Source organism: Microbacterium sp. ARD31 (assembly GCF_031844425.1).
Genome location: NZ_JAUZVE010000016.1, coordinates 93,424 through 109,350, shown reverse-complemented (window position 1 = coordinate 109,350; position 15,927 = coordinate 93,424). Strand labels below are relative to the sequence as shown.

15 protein-coding genes are annotated in these 15,927 nt (G+C 70.5%); 1 reads left to right on the top strand and 14 read right to left on the bottom strand.

Annotated features, from left to right (window positions below):
- Positions 1-6 precede the first annotated feature (6 nt).
- The 4 genes from nrdR to dnaE all read right to left on the bottom strand — a co-directional run bounded on the left by nrdR (position 7) and on the right by dnaE (position 6,607).
- Positions 7-489 carry a transcriptional regulator NrdR gene (nrdR, locus tag Q9S36_RS28480; protein WP_251449494.1) on the bottom strand — a complete coding sequence of 161 codons (483 nt, stop codon included), beginning with the start codon at positions 487-489 and terminating at the stop codon, positions 7-9.
- A gap of 12 nt (positions 490-501) precedes the next feature.
- The gene (gene hisD, locus Q9S36_RS28475; RefSeq protein ID WP_311288200.1) at positions 502-1,803 is read right to left on the bottom strand and encodes a histidinol dehydrogenase; all 1,302 of its coding nucleotides are present in this window, start codon (positions 1,801-1,803) and stop codon (positions 502-504) included.
- A gap of 29 nt (positions 1,804-1,832) precedes the next feature.
- Positions 1,833-3,020: a hypothetical protein gene (locus Q9S36_RS28470; protein ID WP_311288199.1), complete on the bottom strand. Its 1,188-nt coding sequence runs from the start codon at positions 3,018-3,020 to the stop codon at positions 1,833-1,835.
- A 74-nt stretch (positions 3,021-3,094) separates the two neighbouring features.
- On the bottom strand, positions 3,095-6,607 hold the full coding sequence (gene dnaE, locus Q9S36_RS28465; protein ID WP_311288198.1) for a DNA polymerase III subunit alpha: 3,513 nt from the start codon (positions 6,605-6,607) through the stop codon (positions 3,095-3,097).
- A gap of 137 nt (positions 6,608-6,744) precedes the next feature.
- Here dnaE and Q9S36_RS28460 point away from each other — a divergent pair, with 137 nt between their 5' ends.
- Positions 6,745-7,221: an NUDIX domain-containing protein gene (locus tag Q9S36_RS28460; RefSeq protein WP_311288197.1), complete on the top strand. Its 477-nt coding sequence runs from the start codon at positions 6,745-6,747 to the stop codon at positions 7,219-7,221.
- 6 nt (positions 7,222-7,227) lie between these two features.
- Here the strand turns inward: Q9S36_RS28460 and Q9S36_RS28455 are convergent, their stop codons facing one another.
- The 10 genes from Q9S36_RS28455 to murG form a co-directional block, all read right to left on the bottom strand.
- Positions 7,228-8,148, bottom strand: a complete 921-nt coding sequence (locus Q9S36_RS28455; protein WP_311288196.1) for an RluA family pseudouridine synthase — start codon at positions 8,146-8,148, stop codon at positions 7,228-7,230.
- Between the two features lie 5 nt (positions 8,149-8,153).
- A complete protein-coding gene (lspA, locus tag Q9S36_RS28450; RefSeq protein WP_311288195.1) occupies positions 8,154-8,747 on the bottom strand; it encodes a signal peptidase II in 594 nt (197 codons plus the stop codon).
- A gap of 8 nt (positions 8,748-8,755) precedes the next feature.
- Positions 8,756-9,349, bottom strand: a complete 594-nt coding sequence (locus Q9S36_RS28445) for a DivIVA domain-containing protein (protein WP_251449488.1) — start codon at positions 9,347-9,349, stop codon at positions 8,756-8,758.
- A 133-nt stretch (positions 9,350-9,482) separates the two neighbouring features.
- Positions 9,483-9,782: a YggT family protein gene (locus Q9S36_RS28440; RefSeq protein WP_311288194.1), complete on the bottom strand. Its 300-nt coding sequence runs from the start codon at positions 9,780-9,782 to the stop codon at positions 9,483-9,485.
- A 3-nt stretch (positions 9,783-9,785) separates the two neighbouring features.
- The gene (locus Q9S36_RS28435; RefSeq protein ID WP_251451415.1) at positions 9,786-10,244 is read right to left on the bottom strand and encodes a cell division protein SepF; all 459 of its coding nucleotides are present in this window, start codon (positions 10,242-10,244) and stop codon (positions 9,786-9,788) included.
- A gap of 32 nt (positions 10,245-10,276) precedes the next feature.
- A complete protein-coding gene (locus Q9S36_RS28430) occupies positions 10,277-10,966 on the bottom strand; it encodes a YggS family pyridoxal phosphate-dependent enzyme (RefSeq protein WP_311288193.1) in 690 nt (229 codons plus the stop codon).
- A 19-nt stretch (positions 10,967-10,985) separates the two neighbouring features.
- The gene (gene ftsZ, locus Q9S36_RS28425; RefSeq protein ID WP_311288192.1) at positions 10,986-12,134 is read right to left on the bottom strand and encodes a cell division protein FtsZ; all 1,149 of its coding nucleotides are present in this window, start codon (positions 12,132-12,134) and stop codon (positions 10,986-10,988) included.
- 154 nt (positions 12,135-12,288) lie between these two features.
- Entirely contained in the window at positions 12,289-13,296 is a 1,008-nt protein-coding gene (locus Q9S36_RS28420; protein WP_311288191.1) for an FtsQ-type POTRA domain-containing protein, read from the bottom strand.
- A 6-nt stretch (positions 13,297-13,302) separates the two neighbouring features.
- Positions 13,303-14,766, bottom strand: a complete 1,464-nt coding sequence (gene murC, locus Q9S36_RS28415) for a UDP-N-acetylmuramate--L-alanine ligase (protein WP_311288190.1) — start codon at positions 14,764-14,766, stop codon at positions 13,303-13,305.
- A 67-nt stretch (positions 14,767-14,833) separates the two neighbouring features.
- Entirely contained in the window at positions 14,834-15,919 is a 1,086-nt protein-coding gene (gene murG / locus Q9S36_RS28410) for an undecaprenyldiphospho-muramoylpentapeptide beta-N-acetylglucosaminyltransferase (RefSeq protein ID WP_311288189.1), read from the bottom strand.
- Between the last annotated feature and the right edge of the window lie 8 nt (positions 15,920-15,927).

Here is a 15,927-nt window from a genome sequence, read left to right as displayed (position 1 = left end):
CCCAGATTACTGGTCGGCGTCCGCCCGGCCCGACAGGCGGTCGACGTGGTCGGCGCGCAGCTGGGCGATCGACGACTCGAAGTCCTCGAGCGAGTCGAACGCCTGGTACACGCTCGCGAAGCGCAGGTAGGCGACCTCGTCGAGTTCCCGCAGGGGCCCGAGGATCGCCAGACCGATCTCGTTCGTGTCGATCTGCGAGGCACCCGTCTGGCGGACCGACTCCTCGACCTTCTGGGCGAGCATCGCCAGGTCCGCCTCGGTGACGGGGCGCCCCTGACAGGCCTTGCGCACGCCGGACATCACCTTCTCGCGGCTGAAGCTCTCGATCACACCCGATCGTTTGATGACGTTGAGGCTCGCGGTCTCGATCGTCGAGAACCTTCCGCCGCATTCCGGACACTGCCGGCGCCGACGGATGCTGAGGCCGTCGTCGCTGGTGCGCGAGTCGATGACGCGGGAGTCGGAGTGACGACAGAACGGACAGTGCATGGCCCCGACAGACTACGCCTCGAAGCGGGCCTCGACGGCCTCGCCGTGTGCGGGAAGTGCCTCGGCCTCGGCGAGGGTCACGATGGCGTGGCGCACGTCGGCCAGCGCGGCGCGGTCGTACTCGATGACCTGCTGGGGCCGGAGGAACGTCGACGCTGACAGGCCGGCGGCGTAGCGGGCCTGTCCGCCCGTGGGCAGGACGTGGTTGCTGCCGGCGAGGTAGTCGCCGAGACTCACCGGCGAATCGGGGCCGACGAACACGGCACCGGCGTGGACGAAGTCCTCGGGACGTGGATCGGCGAGGTGCAGTTCGAGGTGCTCCGGGGCGTAGGCGTTGCTGAAAGCGGTGGCCGCGGCACGGTCGTCGACGATCACGACGGCGGACTGCGGGCCCTCGAGCGCCGTCTGCACGCGCTGCGCGTGCCGGGTGCGGGGCGCGCGCTCGCGCAGCTCCCCCGCCACGGCGTCGGCCAGCTCAGCGGACCACGTCACGAGCACGGCGGACGCCTGCTCGTCGTGCTCGGCCTGGCTGATCAGGTCTGCGGCGATGAGGCGCGGGTCGCCGCTGTCGTCGGCGACGATGAGGATCTCGGTCGCGCCGGCCTCGGAGTCGGTGCCCACCAGACCCGCGACGGCCCGTTTGGCCGCGGCGACGAAGTTGTTGCCGGGTCCGGTGACGACGTCGACGGGTTCGAGGCCCAGCGATGGCACGCCGTGAGCGAAGGCGCCGATCGCGCCCGCGCCGCCGACCGCGTAGACCTCGTCGACGCCGAGAAGCCGCGCGGCCGCCAGGATCACCGGGTGCACGCGACCGCCGAACTCGCGCTGCGGCGGAGAGGCGACAGCCACCTCGGACACCCCCGCGACCTGCGCGGGAACGACGTTCATGACGACGCTCGAGGGATACACGGCCTTGCCACCGGGCACGTACAGACCGACCCGCCGGACCGGCTGCCACCGCTGCCGGACGCGGGCGCCCGGGCCGAGCACCGTCTCGGTCGGCGGTGGAACCTGAGCCGCCGACGCGGCCCGCACTCGCGTGATCGCCTCTTCGAGCGCCGCCCGCACCCGCGGGTCGAGCCCGTCCAGCGCCTCGGACAGGTGGGATTCGGGGACGCGCAGCTCGTGACCCGAGACGCCGTCGAACCGCGCCGCCTGCTCGCGCAGGGCGACCTCGCCTCGGGCGGCGACGTCGGCGACGATCGCCGTGGCCGCGGCCAGGGCCTCGGCCCGCGCCGCCGCGGCGCGCGGCACCGTCGCCAGCAGTTCGGCGGGCGCCAGGGCGCGCCCGCGCAGATCGATGGTGCGAAGCATCCTTCTACGCTATCGCGGGCGTGCCCGGCTCAGCCGCGCGTGACGCCCTGGACGTCGTGCAGGTAGCCGATGCGCCCGTCGTCGTGACGGACGACGAACGTCTCACCGCGGTCCTCGATGACAAGGGCCCACGCGGTCGGGCCGATCCGGAAGATCGGGATTCCGACCTCGTCGACGACGTCGCGCTCCTCGGGAGCGAGCGCCCAGAACGCCTGCTGGCGAGTGGGCGCCGCCTGCTCCACGGGCTCGTAGGTGCCTCGCGACTGGGCCGGAGCCCACGCTGCGGTCTCGACATCGGCCGTCGATGCGGCGGGCGTCGCCGCTGCCGCGGGCTCGGCGTGGTCGTCGGAATCGCCGGCGCCCGCGAAGAGCTCGTCGACCGGGTCGGCGGTCGCTGTCGAGCGCGAGCGCTCGGGGACGGAGCGGGCGCTCTCAAGGGTGTCGTCGACGCGGTCGTACGACGCGGTCGCCGGAGCCTCGTCGACCGGAGCCTCGTCGACCGGGACATGAGCGGCGGGCCGCGGCTGCGCCTGCGCCTCTGCGCCGTCGGCGTCGTGATCGACGTCGGCGTGCCACACCGCGGTCGGCTCGCCGGCCGGCTGCGCCACGGGCGCGGCGGCGGCGGCCTCGGGAGCGGGGCGCGGCGCCGGAGCCGGGCGCGGCGTCACGGGACGGATCGGGCGCGCGTTGCGGTGCGCGGGGATCTCGCGACGACCCGCGAAGTCCTGATCGAACGGGGCGATGAAGGGGCCGAAGACGGTCAGCAGCACTCCGGCGAGCATGAGGAAGAACTCCACCCAGACGACCCATGTCGCGAGGAAGACGTCGCTGGAGGCCAGCGTGACGAAGGAGTTCCAGATCATCGACAGCCACAGGAACGCCGAGACCGAGAACGCGACCGAGGCGAACTGGTCGATGCCGAGAGACCCGACGCGGCGGATGCCGTCCGGCGACAGGCGACGCAGGACGATGAGGAACACCGCCGCGGTCGGCAGGCCGATCGTGAGCACCCAGTCGATGCCGTTCGTCCAGACCGAGGGTCCGTTGCCGATGCGCCCGTAGATCGGGAAGAACGACACGATGAGCGCGAGGAGCCAGATGCCGCCGAGCGCGACCTCGCGGATGGAGAACGGTCCGACGCCGTACTGCGGCGCCTCGGTGTCGGTCGTCGACGCCTGCTCTGCAGGCTGGTTGTCGGCGTACTGCTGGTCGGTCACGATTGTCCTTCCCGGCCGCGCGCTGGCGGCTCGCGTCGTCGATGATACCCACGCGTCATGAGACGCACATGAGATCACCCCAGGCACTGGGGGCCGAGCAGGCCCTTGAGCTCCCCGTAGAGGTCGGCTGTCACCCGCACCGGCATGGGCACGTCGAACACCTTGGCGGCCGAGCCGCGATGCAGCCGCAGCGTCACCTCGGTGTCGCCCCGGTGCCGCCCGAGCACCTCGGCCAGTTCGGTCACGATGCGCTCGGTCGCTCGACTCTCGGGCAGCAGCAGCGTCAGCGGTCCGGAGGCCTCGAGGCTGCCCAGATCCGGCGAGAACGCCGTCTGCGCGTGCAGGTTCATCCCGTCGTCGCGACGCGACACCCGGCCCCGCACGACGAGGATCGAGTCGGCCTGCAGCATCGACGAGAACTCGAGGTAGGTCTTGCCCATGAACATCACGGTGATCTCGCCGTCGAAGTCTTCGACGGTGATCATGCCGTACGGGTTTCCGCTCTGCTTGGCCACGCGATGCTGGACGCTCGTGACCAGCCCCGCGATGGTCACCTGCGACCCGTCCTCGATGTCGTCCGAGGCGAGCAGGTCGTGGATGCTGGTGGACGCCAGCTTCGCCAGCGGGATCTCGAGTCCGGCCAGGGGATGATCCGACACGTACAGCCCCAGCATCTCGCGCTCGAAGGCGAGCTTGTCCTTCTTCGTCCACTCCGGGCGGTCGGGCACCTTCGTGACCTGCTGGGGCTCGTCCCACAGCGAGTCGAAGTCGAAGCCCACTTCGCCGTTGGCCTCCCGGCGCTTGTCGAGCACCGCCTGCTCGGTGGCATCCTCGTGGATCTCCATGAGGGCCCGGCGCGTGTCGCCGAGCGAGTCGAAGGCGCCCGCCTTGATGAGCGATTCCACGGTGCGCTTGTTGGCCACATGGACCGGCACCTTCGACAGGAAGTCGTGGAACGACGTGAACGGCGCCTCTTGGCGGGCGGCCACGATCGCGTCGACCACGTTGGCGCCGACGTTGCGGACGGCCCCGAGGCCGAAGCGGATGTCCTCGCCGACGGCGGCGAAGTACCGGATCGACTCGCCCACGTCCGGGGGCAGCACCTTGATGCCCATCCGGCGGCACTCGTTCAGGTACACCGCCAGCTTGTCCTTCGAGTCGCCGACGCTCGTCAGCAGCGCCGCCATGTACTCGGCCGGGTAGTGGGCCTTGAGGTACGCCGTCCAGTACGACACCAGCCCGTACGCTGCCGTGTGCGCTTTGTTGAAGGCGTAGTCGGCGAACGACTCGAGCACCTTCCAGAGGGTCTGCTGCGCGGCATCCGAGAAGCCGCGCTCGGTCATGCCGCCGAAGAAGATCTCCTGCTGCTTGTCGAGCTCGGACTTCTTCTTCTTGCCCATCGCGCGACGCAGCAGGTCGGCCTGACCCAGGGTGTAGCCGGCGACGCGCTGTGCGACGGCCATCACCTGCTCCTGGTAGACGATGAGGCCGTAGGTGGTGTCGAGGATGTCGGACAGCGGCTCGGCGAGCTCGGGGTGGATCGGCTCGATCTCCTGCTGCCCGTTCTTGCGGAGCGCGTAGTTGATGTGCGAGTTGACGCCCATGGGGCCCGGGCGGTACAGCGCGAGCACGGCCGAGATGTCTTCGAAGTTGTCGGGCTTCATCAGCCGCAGCAGCGACCGCATCGGACCGCCGTCGAGCTGGAAGACCCCCAGTGTGTCGCCGCGGGTCAGCAGCTCGTACGACGCCCGGTCGTCGAGCTCGAGGTCTTCGAGCACCAGCGGGTGGCCGCGGTTGGCTTCGATGTTGTCGAGGGCGTCGTTGATGATGGTGAGGTTGCGCAGCCCCAGGAAGTCCATCTTGATGAGTCCGAGGGACTCGCACGCGGGGTAGTCGAACTGCGTGACGATCTGGCCGTCCTGCTCGCGCTTCATGATCGGGATGATGTCGATGAGCGGCTCGCTCGACATGATCACGCCGGCCGCGTGAACACCCCACTGGCGCTTGAGGTTCTCGAGGCCGACCGCGGTGTCGAAGACGGTCTTCGCCTCGGCATCCGTCTCGATGAGCGCGCGGAACTCGCTGGCCTCTTTGTAACGGGGATGCTGGGGGTCGAACATGCCCTCCAGCGGCATGTCCTTGCCCATGACCGCGGGCGGCATGGCCTTGGTCAGCCGCTCCCCCATGCTGAACGGGAAGCCCAGCACCCGGCCGGCGTCCTTGAGTGCCTGCTTGGCCTTGATCGTGCCGTAGGTGACGATCTGGGCCACGCGCTCGTCGCCGTACTTCTCCGTGACGTACTGGATGACCTCGCCGCGGCGGCGGTCGTCGAAGTCGACGTCGAAGTCGGGCATCGAGACGCGGTCGGGGTTGAGGAACCGCTCGAAGATGAGGCCGTGCTGGAGCGGGTCGAGGTCGGTGATCTTCATGGCGTAGGCGGCCATCGATCCCGCACCCGAGCCGCGACCGGGGCCGACGCGGATGCCGTTGTCCTTCGCCCAGTTGATGAAGTCCGCGACCACGAGGAAGTACCCCGGGAAGCCCATCTGCGCGATGACTCCCGTCTCGTACTCCGCCTGCGCGCGCACCTCGTCGGGGATCCCCGCGGGGTAGCGGTCCTTGAGGCCGTTCTCGACCTCTTTGATGAACCAGGACTCCTCGGTCTCGCCCGGCGGCACCGGGAAGCGGGGCATGTAGTTGGCGCTGGTGTTGAACTCGACCTCGCACCGCTCCGCGATCAACAGGGTCGAGTCGCAGGCCTCGGGGTGGTCGCGGAACACCTGGCGCATCTCGGCGGGCGACTTGACGTAGTAGCCGTCGCCGTCGAACTTGAAGCGCTTGGGGTCGTCGAGCGTCGATCCCGACTGCACGCACAGCAGCGCCGCGTGGCTGTTCGCGTCGTGCTGGTGGGTGTAGTGCAGGTCGTTCGTGCCGACGAGCGGGATGTCGAGGTCCTTCGAGATCTTCAGCAGATCGCTCATGACCCGCCGCTCGATCGACAGGCCGTGGTCCATGATCTCGGCGAAGTAGTTGTCCTTGCCGAAGATGTCCTGGAACTCCGCCGCGGCGGCCCGCGCCGCCTCGTACTGCCCGAGTCGCAGCCTGGTCTGCACCTCGCCCGAGGGGCAGCCGGTGGTGGCGATCAGTCCCTCGCTGTAGGTCTGGAGGAGCTCGCGGTCCATGCGGGGCTTGAAGTAGTAGCCCTCCATGCTGGCCTTGGACGACAGCCGGAACAGGTTGTGCATGCCCTCGGTGGTCTCGGAGAGCAGCGTCATGTGCGTGTACGCGCCGGCGCCGGACACGTCGTCGTCGCTCTGCTCGGGCGTTCCCCACCGGACGCGGGATTTGTCGGTGCGGTGCGTGCCCGGGGTGACGTAGGCCTCGATGCCGATGATCGGGTTGATGCCGGCGTCTTTCGCGGTCTTGTAGAACTCGTACGCGGCGAAGGTGTTGCCGTGATCGGTGACCGCGATCGCCGGCATCCCGAGCCGGACCGCCTCTTGGATCATCGGCCCGATGCGGGCGGCCCCATCGAGCATCGAGTACTCGCTGTGCACGTGCAGGTGAACGAAGGAGTCGGATGCCACCCGACGAGTCTACGGACGCCTCCGACATCGACCGCGGGCCGCCGGGCGGTTCGCGGCGCGCGTTCGCGAGGTCGTTTCACCCTCGAGCTGAGGGTGAGGGTTCGAGCTCCCGACCGACGTCGCCATAGGGTGTCATCGTGCCGATCCCCGACTTCATCGTCGACCTCCGCCGCCTCGTCGGCACCCGCCCGCTCTCCCTCGTCGGGGTGACCGCGGTCGTGGTGCGCGGCGACGAGCTGCTGCTCGGGCGGCGCAGCGACAACGGCGCCCTGACTCCGGTCACGGGCATCGTCGACCCCGGCGAGGAGCCCGCCGACGCCGCGGTGCGCGAGGCCGAGGAGGAGGCCGGCGTGCGCATCCGCGCCGACCGGCTGGCGTGGGTGCATCAGATTCCGCGGATCGTCTACGACAACGGAGATCAGGCCGACTACCTCGACCTCACCTTCCGCTGCAGCTGGATCTCCGGCGAGCCGTTCCCCGTGGACGGCGAGATGACCGAGGTCGGATGGTATCCGCTCGCCGAGCTGGACGCTCTGCCGCTGGACGACGACATGCGCGCGCGGGTCGCGCACGCGCTGGCGGAGGCCCCGGCTCGCTTCGAGCAGCGGGACTGAGGCCCGTCAGTCCGCGCGCAGCACCTCGAGCGCATGCGCGAGATCGGCGGGATAGTCCGAGGAGAACTGCACCCACTCCCCCGTCGCGGGGTGCGAGAAGGCCAGCTGCCGGGCGTGCAGCCACTGCCGGGTGAGCCCCAGTCGCGCCGACAGCGTCGGGTCGGCACCGTACAGCGGGTCGCCGGCGCACGGGTGCCGGTGAGCGGCCATGTGCACGCGGATCTGGTGGGTCCTGCCCGTCTCGAGGTGGATCTCGAGAAGCGACGCCCCCGGGAACGCCTCGAGGGTCTCGTAGTGCGTCACCGACTCCTTGCCGTCGGGCACGACGGCGAACTTCCAAGAATGAGACGGATGCCGCCCGATCGGCGCCTCGATCGTGCCGGTCAGCGGGTCGGGATGCCCTTGGACCACCGCGTGGTAGATCTTCTCGACCTCGCGCTCCTTGAACGCGTGCTTGAGCGCCGTGTAGGCGCGCTCGGACTTCGCCACGACCATGAGCCCGCTCGTGCCGACGTCGAGCCGGTGCACCACCCCCTGGCGCTCGGCGGCGCCGCTCGTGGCGATGCGGAAGCCCGCGGCGGCCAGCGCTCCGAGCACTGTGGGACCCTCCCAGCCGAGGGAGGGATGGGCGGCCACGCCCGCGGGCTTGTCGATCACGACGAACTCGTCGTCGTCGAAGACCACCCCGAGGTCGGGCACCGCCATCGGCACCACGACGGGCTCCTCTTTCGGCCGCCAGGACACCTCGAGCCACGCGCCGCCACGGAGCCGATCGGACTTGCCGAGCTCGCGCCCGTCCTGCCGCACGCCGCCGGCGTCGGCGACGTCTGCGGCGAAGGTGCGCGAGAATCCCAGCATCTTCGCCAGTGCGGCATCAACGCGCGCCCCGTCGAGCCCATCGGGTACGGGCAGCGTGCGTGACTGCATGCGGGTCAGCCCCGCTCCGGCGTGCCGTCGGCCGGATCCGCGGACCCCGTGTCGATGCGCTCGGCGTCCGTCGGCTCCTCCACTCGGCGCTCGCGCGTGCCGTCGAAGCCGATTCCGACCAGCACCAGCAGAGCGACGGCGATCATCATCGAGACGATGAAGATGTCGGCGACGTTGTAGATCGCCGGCATCATCCACGGAGTGTTGATGAAGTCGACGACGTGGCCCACCGGGAAGCCGGGGGTGCGCAGGACACGGTCGGTGAGGTTGCCCAGCACGCCGCCGAGCAGCAGCCCGAGCGCCACCGCCCACAGGCGGGAGCGCACCCGCATGATCGCCAGGTAGACGATGATGACGGCGACGGCGGCCAGAGCCAGCGTGAAGATCCACGTCACGCCCTCACCGAGCGAGAAGGCGGCGCCCGGGTTTCGCACGAGGTAGAAGATCAGGAACTCGCCGAGGACCGGAACAGGCTCCTCGGGAGGGAGCCCCTGGATCGCGAGGTGCTTGGTGAACTGGTCGGCGGCCAGCACGACCACCGCGAGGATCGCGATGATGGTGCTGGCCGCCGCCTGATGCAGGGGTGTTCGGCCTGCCAAAGACCGGCCTACAGACCGATGGCCGAGACCGGAGTGGCACCCGACGTGGTCGCAGTGGTCTCGAGGTCGCGGAGCTTGCCCTCGATGTAGCTACGCAGCTGCGAGCGGTAGTCGCGCTCGAAGTTGCGGAGCTCCGAGATGCGGTTCTCGAGGTTCGCGCGCTCGCGCTCGAGACGGGCGACCTCTTCGCGGCCGCGGGTCTCGGCCTCGGAGATGATCGAGGCGGCCTGCGCCTTCGCGTCGGCGATGAGCTGGTCGCGCTGTGCGCGCCCCTCGGCGACGTGCTCGTCGTGCAGGCGCTGAGCGAGCTCGATGATGCCGGCGCTGGCAGCGGGCGCGGTGGCGTCGGACGCCGGGGCCTCGACGGCGGGAGCCGGGGCGGGGGCTGCGGCAGCGGCCGGAGCGGGAGCCTCGGCCGGAGCGGACTCGCCGGACTCGTACGCAGCCAGCTTGGCCTTCAGCTCCTCGTTCTCGGCCAGGGCCTTGCGCCACTCGACGACGATCTCGTCGAGGAAGTCGTCGACCTCGTCGGGGTCGAAGCCCTCCTTGAAACGGACGTGCTGGAATTGCTTCGTGACGACGTCATCGGGGGTCAATGCCATGGTGATTCCTCTTTCGAGCGCTCAGGTCGCTGGCCGATGTCGGGTGACCGCCGCGATGAGCGGTCGTATCTGGAAAGCATAGTCGCGGGCTCGGGGCCTGTCGAAGGCACCGCCGCGTGGGCGCGTCGCCCCGTCAGGCCGCCAGCGCGCGCGTGACGCTCAGCAGGATGAACACCAGGAGCATCGTGAGCGCGAAACCGAAGTCGATGGCGATGGCGCCCACGCGCAGCGGCGGGATGAAGCGACGGAAGAACTTGATGGGCGGGTCGGTCACCGTGTAGATGAGCTCCGCGGCGACGAGTCCCGCGCCGCGCGGCCGCCATTCGCGGTTGAACAGCGGCACCCATTCCAGCACCAGCCGTGCGAACAGCACGAAGACGTAGATGAGAAGCGCGAAATTGAGTACTGCTGCGATGAGCCGGATGATGTCCACGAGTCAATGCTGGACGAACGGAACCGCTTCCGGGTCGGCCTGAGCGACCGCCCCGTCACCGGAGACCGCCACATTCTCGGGCGAGAGCAGGAAGACCTTGCTCGTGACGCGCTCGATGCGACCGAAAAGGCCGAGCGAGAGACCGCTGGCGAAGTCGATGAGGCGCCGTGCGTCGGCGTCGCTCATCTGCGAGAGGTTGATGATGACGGGCACGCCGTCGCGGAAGTTCTCGGCGATCACCTGGGCGTCGCGGTACTGCTTGGGGTGGACCGTGAGGATCTCGCTGATCGCGCTGGGCGCGGGCTGGCGGACGACGGTCGGACGGTGCAGAGGGGTCACGGGTGCTGCCTTCTCGACGGACTTCTCCTTGCGGGCGGTCGACTGGGGCGCAGGCTCGTCGTACATCTCTTCCTCGTCGGCGAGGCCCAGGTACACCATGGTCTTCTTGAGCGGGTTCGACATCGCATCCTCCGTTGTGCTCATCTGTGTCGAGGCTAACGGCGCTCGGGCCGTGGGCCGGTGATTGCCGAGCCGATCCGCAGGTGTGTCGCACCGGCGGCGATCGCCTCGGCGAAATCGGCGGACATCCCCGCCGAGATCCAGTCCGCAGAAGGCGCCACCGCGCGCAGGCGCCCCGCGTAGTCGGCCAGCCGGGCGAACGCGGCGGCGGGTTCCTCGTCGAGCGGGGCGACGGCCATGATGCCCCGCAGCCGCAGCGTGCCGCACGACAGCACATGCTCGGTCAGCGACTCGATGTCGGCGGGAGCGACGCCTCCGCGGTCCGGGTCCTCGGTGAGGTTGACCTGGATCAGCACGTCCAGCGGTGCCGACCCGTCGGCGCCTGCACGGTCGAGCGCGTCGGCCAGGCGCGCCCGGTCGAGGGAGTGGACGACGGATGCCGCCTCGCGCACGGCGCGCGCCTTCTTGGTCTGCACCTGGCCGACGAAGTGCCACGTGAGGCCCTCGGGCCGGCCGAACTCCGCGACCTTCTCGGAGATCTCCTGCTGACGGTTCTCGCCGACGTCGCGCACGCCCAGGTCGACGAGGTCGCGGATCAGCGAGAGCGGGTGGAACTTCGTGATGACGATCCGGGTGACCGCGGCCGGGTCGCGTCCCGCGGAACGCGCCGCGCCCGCGATGGACGCATCGACCTCGTCGAGACGGGCGGCGAGATCGGCGTCCACGCGGGCGTGCGCTTTCGGCTTACTTCAGGAAGTCGGGGATGTCGAGGTCGTCGTCGCCGAACGCGGAGTCGTAGCTGCTCTCGGCGGGGGCGCTGACGCTCACGCGAGCAGGCTCGGGCTCGGGACCGCTCTCGCGCGCGGCATCCTCGGCCGGCACCGCCGGCAGCACCGGGGGCGCGACGACACGCGAGGTCGTCACCGGGTCGAGGCGCAGCGTGGGCTCTCCGCTGTCGAAGCCCGCCGCGATGACGGTGACCCGCACCTCGTCGCCGAGCGTGTCGTCGATCACGGTTCCGAAGATGATGTTGGCCTCGGGGTGCGCGGCCTCCTTCACCAGCTGCGCGGCATCGTTGATCTCGAAGATGCCGAGGTTCGATCCGCCCTGGATCGACAGCAGCACGCCGTGGGCGCCTTCGATCGACGCCTCGAGCAGCGGCGACTCGACCGCGAGCTCCGCGGCCTTGATGGCGCGATCCGCCCCGCGTGCCGAGCCGATGCCCATGAGGGCGGAACCTGCTCCCTGCATGACGGACTTCACGTCCGCGAAGTCGAGGTTGATGAGACCGGGGGTCGTGATGAGGTCGGTGATGCCCTGCACACCGGCCAGGAGCACCTGGTCGGCCGTGGCGAACGCCTCGACCATCGAGATGCCGCGATCGCTGATCTCGAGCAGCCGGTCGTTCGGGACGACGATGAGGGTGTCGACCTCTTCCTTCAGGCGGGCGACGCCGGCCTCGGCCTGACTCTGCCGGCGGCGGCCCTCGAACGAGAAGGGCTTGGTGACGACACCGATGGTCAGCGCGCCGATGGATTTGGCGATCTTCGCGACCACTGGCGCTCCACCGGTGCCCGTGCCGCCGCCTTCACCGGCGGTGACGAAGACCATGTCGGCCCCGCGCAGGGCCTCCTCGATCTCCTCGGTGTGATCTTCCGCTGCGCGGCGCCCCACCTCGGGGTCGGCGCCCGCGCCGAGCCCGCGTGTGAGCTCGCGCCCGACGTCGAGCTTGACGTCGGCGTCGCTCATCAGCAGCGCCTGCGCATCCGTGTTGATCGCGATGAACTCGACCCCGCGCAGACCAAGTTCGATCATGCGGTTGACGGCGTTGACTCCGCCGCCACCCACACCGACCACCTTGATCACGGCGAGGTAGTTCTGGTTCTGGCTCATGCCGGCCTCCGTCTTCCCGAACCCGAAACCTTAAACCTCTAGTAGAGGTATAAAGAATTGCTCGGTATGCAATTCCTGCATTGAAAGTAAGCGCGCGCGACCCCGCGAACCGGCACCGTGCGGGCGTGTCGCGACATCTCCCGCGATAGTCGTCTCAGCGGACGACGATGGCGTCCGGCGACGACACGTCGTAGACGCTGACATCGGCCGGCGGACGGGCCGCCATGGTGGTTTCGAGGACGACGGCCTTCAAGGCGGATTCGTCGGCGCTCCCCCACACGATGTCGGTGTCGGTCTCGCCGAGGGTGAGGGTGACGTCGTCCGGCGTCGACGCCGACACCGCCGTCACCTGCACGCGGATCGTCTCGGGAAGCGTGCGCATCACCTGCCCGACCGCGTCGAACGCCTCGGAGTCGGTCCCGCCGCGGATCTCGAGCAGGGGCCGGCCGGCCGCGGGCTTCTCGGTCGTCGAGAGGGCGACACCCGCGGCATCCACGAGCGTGTATCCGGCTTCGGACGAGATGAGCCCGATGGGGGTGCGCTCGACCACGCGCACCACGAGCTCGTGCGGCGGCCGCGCCTCGAGGGCGTACGACTCCACGAGCGGGAAGGCGATCAGCGCAGCCTTGACCGCGCTGTCGTCCACGAGCGGCAGCGGCGTGCCCAGCTGATCCGCCAGGGCCTCCTCGACCGCCACGGCGTCGAGCTCCGACGCGCCCACCACGGTGATGTCCTCGACCGCGAAGAGGGGGCTGTAGGCCGCGCCCAGGCTGCCGAGGACGAGAAGGGCGAGGGATGCCGCGACGCCGAGCCCCAGCATCCGTCGACGCCGCTGCCGCCCCGTGAAGCGCCGCACCTCGCTGCGCAGTGCGCGCCGGCGCGCCCACGCGGCCCGCCACACGGTCGCCAGACTGATCGGCTCGTCCGCCGCCGCGGAACCCGGCGCCGCGCGATCGGGCGGGACGGAATCCGGCGCCGCCGGATCGGACGCCGCGGCGAGGGGTACCACCGGGGCGAGTTCGGTCGTGTCCTCGCGTGCGGTGCTGCCCGACCCCTCGCCGAGGCGGTCCTCGCGCGCGCGGCGCCGGCCGTCGTCGTCCCGCCGCGCCGACGCCGGGGGTGATCCGGCCGGTGGCGGCGGCAGCGGAGTGGGCCGGCGCATGGGGTGCTACTCCCCCGCGCCGTGCGCGGCCGAGTCGTCCGAGACCGCAGACTCCGAGGCTCCCGCAGCGCCCGGCCCGTGGAGGGTGAGGGCCTGCAGGACCTGCGGGATGATCTGGTAGACGTTGCCGCAGCCGAGGGTGATGACGTAGTCGCCGGGTCGGGCTACCTCGGCGGTGTAGTCGGCCGCCGCCTGCCAATCGGCGACGAAGTGGACGTGGCCGGGATCCTGGAACGCGTCGCTGACCAGTTCGCCGGTGACTCCGGGGATGGGATCCTCGCGCGCGCCGTAGACGTCGAGCACGACGGTGTGGTCGGCGTGCTGCTCGAGCACGTCGGCGAACTCGCGGAACATCTCCTGCGTGCGGGAGTAGGTGTGGGGCTGGTGGAGGGCGATGATGCGTCCGTCGCCGACCACCGTCCGCGCGGCGGACAGGGCCGCGGCCACCTCGGTGGGGTGATGGGCGTAGTCGTCGTACACGCTGACCCCGCGCTCGACCCCGTGCAGCTCGAAGCGGCGGATGGTTCCGGCGAAGCCCTCGACGGCGCGCACCGCGGCCTCGAGGCCGTGGCCGAGGGTGACCAGGACCGCGACGGCCCCGGCCGCGTTGACGGCGTTGTGGCGGCCGGGGACCGGAAGCCGCCCCTCGACCGACGAGCCGCCGTGGACGATGGTGAAGGACACCGGCCCGTCGGTGGCGATCCCGGTGACGCGCACGTCCGCCTCGGGCGCCTCGCCGAAGCTCACGACGTTGCGGTGCGAGAGGGCGGCGGCCACGCGACGGGCGCCGGGGTCGTCGGACGAGATGACCACCGCTTCGCGGGCCTCATCGGCGAAGCGGACGAAGGCGTCGTAGAAGGCCTCGCGCGTTCCCCAGTGGTCGAGGTGGTCGGGATCGACGTTCGTGATGAGGGCGATCGAGGTGTCGTACAGGAGGAAGGTGCCGTCCGACTCGTCGGCCTCGATCACGAACAGGTCGTCGGAGCCCGTGCCGCTGGAGGTCCCCAGCTGGGCGATGACGCCGCCGTTGACGAACGTGGGATCCTCGCCGAGGTCCCGCAGGGCGGTGACGATCATGCCGGTCGAGGTCGTCTTGCCGTGTGCTCCGGCGACGGCGACGAGGCGGCGGCCGCCGATGAGCCAGTGCAGCGCCTGCGATCGGTGGATGACGTGGAGGCCGCGCTCCTTGGCGAGGAGGAACTCGGGGTTCTCCGGCCAGATCGCCCCGGTGTGCACGACGGTGTCGGCATCGTCCGGAAGATGAGAGGCGTCGTGACCGACGAACACCGTCGCGCCGCGCGCGGCGAGGTCCTGCAGGGCCGCACTGTCGGCGCGGTCGGAGCCCGAGACCCGGATGCCCCGGTCGAGGAACATGCGGGCCAGGCCCGACATGCCCGATCCGCCGATGCCGATGAAATGGGCAGCGGTGATGTCGGCGGGGAGGGGCAGCGAGAGGTCGGGTCTGATCATGGCCCGTCAATCCTAGATCGGCGACCCGAGGGCGCGGTCCCGGCGCGCTGGCCGCGCGGGCGGCCGGTCAGCGGGCGACGGCGTGATCGATCATCGCGATGAGGTTCTCGGAGCCCGAACGGGTGCCGACGGTCGCCGCGGCGGCCGCCATCGCCGTGCGGCGCCCCGCGTCGCGCAGGAGCGGCAGGACGTCACGGCGCACACGGTCTCCGGTGAACTCGGCATCGGAGATGAGCAGGGCGGCGCCCGCGGCGACGACGGCGGCGGCGTTGAGCGCCTGCTCTCCGTTGCCGACCGCGTACGGCACGTATACGGCGGGGATGCCGAGGGCGCTGATCTCCGAGACGGTGGCGGCTCCTGCGCGCGAGACGATGAGGTCTGCCAGCGCGAAGGCGAGGTCCATGCGGTCGACGTACCGCCGCACGGCGTAGCCCGCAGCGCCCGGGTCGGCCAGTGTCGAGCGCTCCCCCGTCACGTGGATGAGCTGCCACCCGGCCGCGATCACGTCGCGCCAGGCCGCGTCATGACCCTCGCCGAAGGCCTCGTTGAGGCGCTGCGCGCCGAGCGAGCCGCCGAAGACGAGAAGAGTGGGCCGGTCCGCCTCGAGCCCGAAGTGCCCTGCCGCCTCCGCGCGGAGTGCGGCTCGGTCGAGGTCGACGATCTCGCGGCGCAGCGGCATCCCGACCATGTGGGAGCGCGCCAGCCGCGTTCCGGGAAAGGCGACGCCGACCCCGGCAGCGCGTCGCGCGCCGAGGACGTTCGCCAGGCCCGGCTTCGCGTTGGCCTCGTGGACGACGACGGGGATCCGCGCGCGGTTGGCGGCGACGTAGGCGGGTGCCGACGCGTAGCCGCCGAAGCCGACCACGACGTCCACGTGACGATCCCGCAGGTGCGCCCGCACCTGGGCGATCGCCCGGCTGAAGCGGGCAGGGAAGGCGACCGCGGCCCGATCGGGGCGCCGCGGGAAGGGCACCTTGTCGACCAAGAGCAGCTCGTAGCCGCGTTCGGGCACCAGGCGGGCCTCGAGACCCTCTCGGGTGCCGAGGACGAGCACGGTGGCATCGGGGTCGCGCTCATGCAGAGCGTCGGCCACGGCGAGCAGCGGATTCACGTGCCCGGCGGTTCCTCCGCCGGCCAGAAGGTACGTCGTCACCCAGGCGA

Bases quoted from the DNA above. Each gene is read 5' to 3' on its own strand.
- Q9S36_RS28445 (WP_251449488.1), bottom strand. From the start codon at position 9,349: ATGGCATTGACCCCCGATGACGTCGTCACGAAGCAATTCCAGCACGTC.
- ftsZ (WP_311288192.1), bottom strand. From the start codon at position 12,134: ATGAGCCAGAACCAGAACTACCTCGCCGTGATCAAGGTGGTCGGTGTG.
- Q9S36_RS28420 (WP_311288191.1), bottom strand. From the start codon at position 13,296: ATGCGCCGGCCCACTCCGCTGCCGCCGCCACCGGCCGGATCACCCCCG.
- Q9S36_RS28455 (WP_311288196.1), bottom strand. From the start codon at position 8,148: ATGCAGTCACGCACGCTGCCCGTACCCGATGGGCTCGACGGGGCGCGC.
- hisD (WP_311288200.1), bottom strand. From the start codon at position 1,803: ATGCTTCGCACCATCGATCTGCGCGGGCGCGCCCTGGCGCCCGCCGAA.
- nrdR (WP_251449494.1), bottom strand. From the start codon at position 489: ATGCACTGTCCGTTCTGTCGTCACTCCGACTCCCGCGTCATCGACTCG.
- Q9S36_RS28435 (WP_251451415.1), bottom strand. From the start codon at position 10,244: ATGTCGAACCCGCTCAAGAAGACCATGGTGTACCTGGGCCTCGCCGAC.
- murC (WP_311288190.1), bottom strand. From the start codon at position 14,766: ATGATCAGACCCGACCTCTCGCTGCCCCTCCCCGCCGACATCACCGCT.